This window comes from Mesorhizobium sp. M7A.F.Ca.MR.362.00.0.0 (assembly GCF_004023175.1).
Taxonomy (GTDB): Bacteria; Pseudomonadota; Alphaproteobacteria; order Rhizobiales; family Rhizobiaceae; genus Mesorhizobium.
On record NZ_RZTF01001204.1, the window covers coordinates 1 to 221 of the forward strand.

1 pseudogene is annotated in these 221 nt (G+C 36.2%); it reads right to left on the minus strand.

From position 1 onward, the window contains the following. Positions 1–221 (minus strand): annotated as a pseudogene (locus EOC06_RS41335) (alpha-rhamnosidase); the annotation flags it as partial.

Sequence of the window (221 nt, forward strand, 5' to 3'; positions counted from 1 at the left end):
GTGTTCATTCGTTTGGGATTCACAATATTGCAGCAGGGATACCATTTTCGGATAAATTCCCTCAATAAATCTGCGATCACTAAATGTTTGATAATACTCTTCAATGCTTATCAGCCAATACAGGGAATAATCGATAATTGTATTAAGATGTTGTTGCATAAGATTGGTACCGCGGAGCCCAAGAATTGTCCGCTCAACAATTTCTTTGTTGAAAAAACTAT